Origin of the sequence: Sphaerotilus sp., assembly GCF_031429695.1 — a bacterium.
Taxonomy (GTDB): Bacteria; Pseudomonadota; Gammaproteobacteria; order Burkholderiales; family Burkholderiaceae_C; genus Sphaerotilus.
Window position 1 is genome coordinate 47297 of the sequence record NZ_JANPAB010000090.1, and the last position, 6798, is coordinate 54094.

A 6798-nucleotide genomic window follows, 5' to 3' on the forward strand; every position below is an offset into this window, starting at 1 on the left:
ATGGACATTCGCACCGTGGGGGTGATCGGCGCCGGGGTCATGGGGATCGGCGTGGCGCACAGCCTGGCCCAGACCGGGCACCAGGTCGTGCTGATTGACCTGAACGACGCGGTCCTGGACAAGGCCCGCACGCAGATCCGCAATAACCTGCGCTTTCAGGGGATGTTCAGCAAGGCGGCGCCGCAGGTGGACGCCGACAGCGTGCTGGCGCGCATCCATGGCACGACCGACCTCGGGCGCCTGTGCGAAGCGGACTTCGTGGTCGAGAACGTCAGCGAGCAATGGGCCGTCAAGCAGTCGGTGTATCCGGCGCTGGACGCGGTCTGCCCGGCGCATTGCATCTTCGCGGCCAACACGTCGGCCATCTCGATCACCCGCCTGGCCGCACTCACCCAGCGGCCCGACCGGGTCATCGGCATGCACTTCATGAACCCGGTGCCGATGAAGAAGACCGTCGAGACGATCCGGGGGTTTCATACCTCGGAGGCCACCATCGCGACGGCCCGGCAGTTCCTCAAGCAGATGGGCAAGGACGGCATCCTGGTGAACGACTCGCCGGGGTTTGTCGCCAACCGGCTCTCGCACCTGTTCATGAACGAAGCGGCCAATCTCGTGCTGGAGAACGTCGGCACGGCCCGGGACATCGACGACATCTTCAAGAAATGCTATGGGCACGCGATGGGGCCGCTGGAAACCGCCGACCTGATCGGCCTGGACACCGTGGTCGATACCCTGCAGGTGCTCTACGACGATTTGCAGGACAGCAAGTTCCGGTGCTCGCCGCTGCTGCAGAAAATGGTGCGCGCAGGCTTGCATGGTCGCAAGAGCGGCCAAGGTTTTTACCATTACCCAAAAGCCTGATTCTCCATTTCCTTCCAATTTATTCCCCCTTTCAATACCTTCCTGCCAGGACTACCCATGAGCGCTCAAGACATCCGCGAAAAAACCCTGTCGTTCCTCGAACAGTTTGTCAGTGTCGATGTGGAAGACGATGAAGACCTGTTTGCGTCCGGGCTGGTGAATTCCCTGTTCGCCATGCAACTGGTCCTGTTCGTGGAAAAGGAATTTGCCATCAAGGTCGAAAACCAGGACCTCGACATCGCCAATTTCCGTTCGGTGAACGCCATCACCAGCTTCATTCAACAAAAGACCGCGTGACGTAACGCATCGGAAATCTTCGGAAGCATTTCACATGGCATTGACCGCACAGCAACAAGAAGCCCGAGCCGCCTTCCGCGCCTTCGCGGCCCGGGAAGTCGTTCCGTTCGCCGATCAGCACGACCAGGACGAACACATGCCCGAGGGCCTCATCCGGACACTGGCGGACACCGGCTGGCTGGGCGCCACCGTGCCCGCGCAGTACGGCGGGCAAGGCATGGACGCCATGACCTTCGGGTTGCTGTGCGAGGAAATCGGCCGGGCCAGCGCCTCCTTGCTCAGCCTGGTGATCGTGCATGGCATGGTCTGCCAGTCCATCCTGAAATGGGGCACCCACGAGCAGCAAACCACCTGGCTGCCGAAACTGGCCACCGGCGAGCGCATTGGCGCCTTTGGCCTGACGGAGCCGGAATTCGGCAGCGACGCGGGTTCCGTGCAGACCGGCGCGGTGGCGGTGGACGGCGGCTATGTGCTGACCGGTGAGAAGCGCTGGATTTCGTTCGGCCAGGTGGCCAATCTGTTCGTGGTCATCGCCCAGTGCGAGGGGAAACCGTCGGCCTTTCTGTTGCCACGCGACACGCCGGGATTCTCCACGGAGCCGATCAAGGGCATGCTGGGTTTCCGCTCGGCGATGCTGGCCAAACTGCAAATCGACGGGTGCCAGATTCCTGCTGACCAACTGGTCGGCCGCATCGGGTTCGGTTTTTCCCATGTCGCCGGTTCTGCGCTGGACCACGGGCGTTATTGCGTGGCCTGGGGCTGCCTGGGATTGGTCGAGGCCTGTGTCGAGGCTTCCCTTCGTTATTCCAGCGAACGCAAGCAGTTCGGCGAATTCCTCAAGGGGCACCAGCTCATCCAGCAATTGGTGGCGGACATGCTCACCGATGCCAAGGCCACGCGACTGATGTGCTACCACGCCGCCGGCCTGAAAGACCAGGGCGATCCGTCGATGATCATGGAAACCTCGACGGCCAAGTACTTTGCGTCGCGCGCCGCCACGCGCGCGGCCAACAGCGCGGTGCAGATCCACGGCGCCAACGGCTGCCACAGCGCCTTCCCCGTGCAGCGTTATTTCCGCGACGCCCGCATCATGGAAATCATCGAAGGCAGCAACCAGATCCAGCAGATCATCATCGCCAAGAACGGCTACCAGCAAATGCTGCTGGAACAGCGCCGGGCCAGAAAAGCCAAGGCAGCCCCCAAGCCACTGGCAATAGAAGCAGAAGTCAAAACAGAAAAGGCAGCCCAGAAAATCAAGTGCCTCGTCTGGGATCTGGACAATACCCTGTGGGACGGCACGCTGCTGGAAGACACGGAAGTCCGCCTGCGCGACGGCGTGGTCGAGACCATCAAGGCCCTGGACCAGCGCGGCATTCTGCAATCCATCGCCAGTCGCAATGAGCATCACCACGCCATGACCAAGCTGGAGGATCTGGGGCTGGCCGATTATTTCCTGTATCCGCAGATCAACTGGAGTTCCAAGGCCGACAACATCAAGGCAATTGCCCAGAAACTCAACATCGGCCTGGACACCTTTGCCTTCATCGACGACCAGCCCTTCGAGCGCGAGGAGGTGAATTTCTCGCTGCCGGACGTGCTGTGCATCGATGCGACCGACCTGGACAAGGTGGCGGAGCTGCCGCGCATGCATCCCCGTTTCATCACCGACGATTCCGCCAAGCGTCGGCAGATGTACCTCAGCGACCTGCAGCGCAACACAGTGGAAGAAAAATTCGCCGGCCCGAAAAACGAATTCCTCGCCACGCTGAACATGATGCTGACGATCACACCTGCCCGTGAGGAGGATCTGAAACGGGCCGAGGAACTCACGCTGCGCACGCACCAGCTCAATACCACGGGTGACACCTATTCCTATGAGGAACTGGACCGCCTGCGGCAGTCGGATCGGCACCTGCTGCTGATTGCGGGGCTGGAGGACCGGTACGGGACGTACGGAAAGATCGGGCTGGTGCTGATCGAGTGCGGCGAGCAGATCTGGACCATCAAGTTGCTACTCATGTCCTGCCGTGTGATGTCCCGCGGTGTCGGTGGCGTGCTGATCAATTACATCCGCAACGCGGCCCGCGCCAAAGGCGTGCAACTGCTGGCGGAGTTTGTCGCCAACGACCGCAACCGGATGATGTACATGACCTACAAATTCGCCCATTTCAGTGAGCGGCCGGCAGCGGCTGACAGCGGGCGCATTGTCCTGGAAAATGACTTGAACCAGATTCACGAGTTTCCTGCCTACCTGACCATCCGGATGGCCTGACCTCGTCCGGATAATCCCGCTGCACTGCACCAGCTTCCGATTTCAGCAACTCCAATGATCAATATCGACTTCTTGCAGGTGCTCGCCGGATCGTGCACCGGATTGCTGGTCGGTTTGACCGGCGTCGGCGGGGGTGCGCTGATGACCCCTCTTCTGCTGATCGTGTTCGGTGTTGCACCGCTCACGGCGGTCGGTACCGATCTGTGGTTCGCCGCGATCACCAAACTGTTTGCATCACAGGTCCACCACAAGAGCAATCTGGTCGATTGGGGGATACTCCGGAAAATGTGGATGGGCAGCCTGACCATGTCGTTGGTCACCGTGGGCCTGATTCGTTTGTATCCCTCCTGGACGGCATCCGCAGGTTTTCTCAATGCCACGATCGCCATCGCCATCATGGTCACCGCGCTGGGCCTCGTGTTCCAGCGCCAATTGCACGCGCTCGGCAGGCGGTTCAGGCTGAACGACGCCGAGCAATTCAAACACTGGCAAGGCCCGCTGACCGGCATGGCCGGCGGTGTTCTGGGCATTCTCGTCAGCCTGACCTCCGTGGGGGCCGGGGCCTTGGGTGCTGTATTCCTGACCTATTTGTATCCATTGCGGCTGACCCCGCCACGACTGGTCGCCACCGACATCGTGCATGCCATTCCCCTGGCTGTGTTGGCAGGATTCGGGCACCTGATGATCGGCAACGTGAATTTCCCGCTGTTGGGAACCCTGCTGCTGGGGTCCATACCCGGTGCCATGTTGGGCGCCAGGCTGGCGACGAGGTTGCCGCATTCGGTACTCAAGTTCGGTCTGGCCACTGTCCTGCTGGCCGTGGGATCGAAGCTCGCATTCGCGCAATTGCATTGAGTTGGCTTGACTCAAATTGAATGAATCAAATCTCATTGATCGGGCAACCATGAAGTTCCTGGATGACCATGCATTGGCGGCTGAAGTGGCGCGATGTGCAGGCGATGTGCTGAATGCGCTGCGCAGATCACCGCTGCTGGAGGGCAAAGCATTGGCTCTGGCAGGCGACGCCATCGCGAATCAGGTGATCCTGCGCCTGCTGCAAACCCACCGCCCGGACGACGGCGTGCTGTCCGAAGAATCTGCCCCGGACCCGGCACGTCTGGCCAAGGAGCGGGTCTGGGTCATTGATCCGCTGGATGGTTCGCGCGAATATGGCGAGGTAAACCAGGCGCGAACGGATTGGGCCGTGCATGTCGCGTTGGCGATTCGCGGTATTCCCGCCGCCTGCGCAGTGGCCTTGCCCGCCACCGGCACCGTCCATTCCACCGCACCACCGCCCGCCCGCCCCGCAGCCCCCGCGGAGAAACTTAAGATCGTGGTCAGTCGGACCCGCACCCCGGACTTCGCATCCCATGTGGCAAAGGCGCTGGATGCGGAACTGGTCCCGATGGGGTCTGCCGGAGCGAAAGCCATGGCGGTGCTGAATGGGCAGGCGCATGCCTATTTGCATGCAGGTGGGCAGCATGAATGGGATTCCTGTGCGCCGGTGGGTGTGGCACTGGCTGCGGGACTGCATGCCAGCCGAATCGATGGCAGCGTGTGCATTTACAACCAGGAAAATACCTGGATGCCCGATTTGCTGGTGTGTCGGTCGGAATTGGCCCTCCTGTTCCTCGAAGCGATTGGCGAGACGCTGAAACCCATCCCAAAAAATCATGTCTGAAGGAACATCGACCATGGTTGCCTCATCGGATCTCTTTGCCAATCAACCACCGTCGCGTTTCATCATATGCGGCAGTAACCACAATGACCTGGGCACGTTGATCGGACAGCTCCGGAATGAATCCAAGTGGTGTCTGGAGGAACCGAATACCTCCGGCCACTGGATGCCCGACGCCGCTAAAGTCGATTTGGTGATCATCCTGACCGATGCGCACACGGGGATGGCGGCACCGATCCGTCGAAATATTTATCTGGCACATCTGGCTGGAATCCGCCAAGTGGTGGTCGCCGTCGATCAGATGGAATTGGTCGATTATTCCAAGGAAGTTTTCGGCCGGATCAAGGAACAGTGTTTTGGCTTTTTACAGGAATTTGGCATCGCCAATATCACCGTGCTGCCAATATCCAGTGCCAAGGGCTTCAATATCGTTGAAGGAAGCAGGAACACACCTTGGTACCAAAGCCCCACACTGCTGCATCACCAGGAAGCCGCTGACCTTGAGCGCCGAGTTCAGGCGACCAGACTTGAAAGCACTGTCACCCGAATTGGTTCAACCCACAACGAGTCGGACCCTAGCGACGCAAGGCAGCGTGTGTCCCTGACCCGCACCGATTTGGCCAATCGGTTTCAGGCGACGGTGGTATGGCTGCACGACGCCCCCTTGCTGAGGAGCCGCGAATATCGGATGAAGGTCGGCACCAGAACCGTGGTGGCCTCCGTGCAGCGCCTCAGACATCACCTCAACACCAGCACCCGGGAAAAAGCCGCTATCGAAAAACTGGAATTCGATGAGATTGGGGTCGTCGAGCTTGAACTGGACCAGCCGATCGAATATTCCACCTGCAGCAGGAATCGCGACATGTGTGGCTTTACCCTGGTCGATCAACTGACCAACACGACGGTCGGAGCCGGGATGCTCGATTTTGCATTGCGTCGGGCAGACAACATTCACTGGCAGGCCCTTGACGTCAACAAGCAAGCCCGCAGAACACTGAATGGACACGGCAGCGGCGTGATCTGGTTGACGGGTTTGTCGGGAGCGGGCAAATCGACGATTGCCAATCTGCTCGAAAAGAAATTCTATGCGGCAGGGCTCAGGACTTATCTGCTGGACGGAGACAATGTTCGACATGGCCTGAACAAGGATCTTGGATTCACCGCAGAGGACCGCGTCGAGAACATTCGTCGCGTCGCCGAAGTCGCCCGATTGATGGTGGACGCGGGCATTGTCGTCATCACGGCCTTCATTTCGCCCTTCCGCGCGGAACGAGACATGGCCAGAAACATGTTCGGCAAGAATGAATTCTGTGAAGTCTATGTCAGAACCCCTTTGGAGGTGGCCGAGCAGCGTGATGTCAAGGGTTTGTACAAAAAAGCAAGAAGTGGCCTGTTGAAGAATTTCACCGGCATTGACTCACCGTATGAAGAGCCACTGGGCCCTGATATTCTGATCGAGTCCGCGGTGACCAGTGCCGACATGGCAGCGCATCAGGTATATGAGTACGTAGTTCGTTTCATTTCTGAGGCACGGCGGTCTCCAACCTGAAGTGTCCTGATCTAATGATTTCGCACACACCGATAGGTGGAAATCACCTGGGCAACGAACGTGACGAACACGAAACGAAGAGTCTTTGACGCGAGCTTCAAGCTGCAGGTCGTGCAGATGATCCGGTCGCAGGGCCTGGGC

General features: G+C 59.6%; 6 protein-coding genes. All 6 read left to right on the forward strand.

Annotation, left to right across the window (positions count from 1 at the left end):
• Genes RMP06_RS17465 through cysC form a run of 6 tightly spaced genes read left to right on the forward strand, consistent with a single transcriptional unit; the run spans position 1 to position 6657 of the window.
• The gene (locus tag RMP06_RS17465) at positions 1 to 861 is read left to right on the forward strand and encodes a 3-hydroxyacyl-CoA dehydrogenase family protein (RefSeq protein WP_310463068.1); all 861 of its coding nucleotides are present in this window, start codon (positions 1 to 3) and stop codon (positions 859 to 861) included.
• 57 nt (positions 862 to 918) lie between these two features.
• Positions 919 to 1158 carry an acyl carrier protein gene (locus tag RMP06_RS17470; protein WP_310463069.1) on the forward strand — a complete coding sequence of 80 codons (240 nt, stop codon included), beginning with the start codon at positions 919 to 921 and terminating at the stop codon, positions 1156 to 1158.
• Positions 1159 to 1192: 34 nt separating this feature from the next.
• Positions 1193 to 3430, forward strand: coding sequence for an HAD-IIIC family phosphatase (locus tag RMP06_RS17475; protein ID WP_310463070.1), 2238 nt, complete (start codon positions 1193 to 1195; stop codon positions 3428 to 3430).
• Between the two features lie 54 nt (positions 3431 to 3484).
• On the forward strand, positions 3485 to 4285 hold the full coding sequence (locus tag RMP06_RS17480; protein ID WP_310463071.1) for a sulfite exporter TauE/SafE family protein: 801 nt from the start codon (positions 3485 to 3487) through the stop codon (positions 4283 to 4285).
• 49 nt (positions 4286 to 4334) lie between these two features.
• On the forward strand, positions 4335 to 5111 hold the full coding sequence (locus RMP06_RS17485; protein ID WP_310463072.1) for a 3'(2'),5'-bisphosphate nucleotidase CysQ: 777 nt from the start codon (positions 4335 to 4337) through the stop codon (positions 5109 to 5111).
• Positions 5112 to 5124: 13 nt separating this feature from the next.
• Positions 5125 to 6657, forward strand: a complete 1533-nt coding sequence (gene cysC / locus RMP06_RS17490; RefSeq protein ID WP_310463073.1) for an adenylyl-sulfate kinase — start codon at positions 5125 to 5127, stop codon at positions 6655 to 6657.
• The last annotated feature ends 141 nt before the right edge of the window (positions 6658 to 6798 follow it).

Coding starts and splice junctions, on each gene's coding strand:
- RMP06_RS17485 (WP_310463072.1), top strand. CDS start 4,335: ATGAAGTTCCTGGATGACCATGCATTGGCGGCTGAAGTGGCGCGATGT.
- cysC (WP_310463073.1), top strand. CDS start 5,125: ATGGTTGCCTCATCGGATCTCTTTGCCAATCAACCACCGTCGCGTTTC.
- RMP06_RS17465 (WP_310463068.1), top strand. CDS start 1: ATGGACATTCGCACCGTGGGGGTGATCGGCGCCGGGGTCATGGGGATC.
- RMP06_RS17475 (WP_310463070.1), top strand. CDS start 1,193: ATGGCATTGACCGCACAGCAACAAGAAGCCCGAGCCGCCTTCCGCGCC.
- RMP06_RS17470 (WP_310463069.1), top strand. CDS start 919: ATGAGCGCTCAAGACATCCGCGAAAAAACCCTGTCGTTCCTCGAACAG.
- RMP06_RS17480 (WP_310463071.1), top strand. CDS start 3,485: ATGATCAATATCGACTTCTTGCAGGTGCTCGCCGGATCGTGCACCGGA.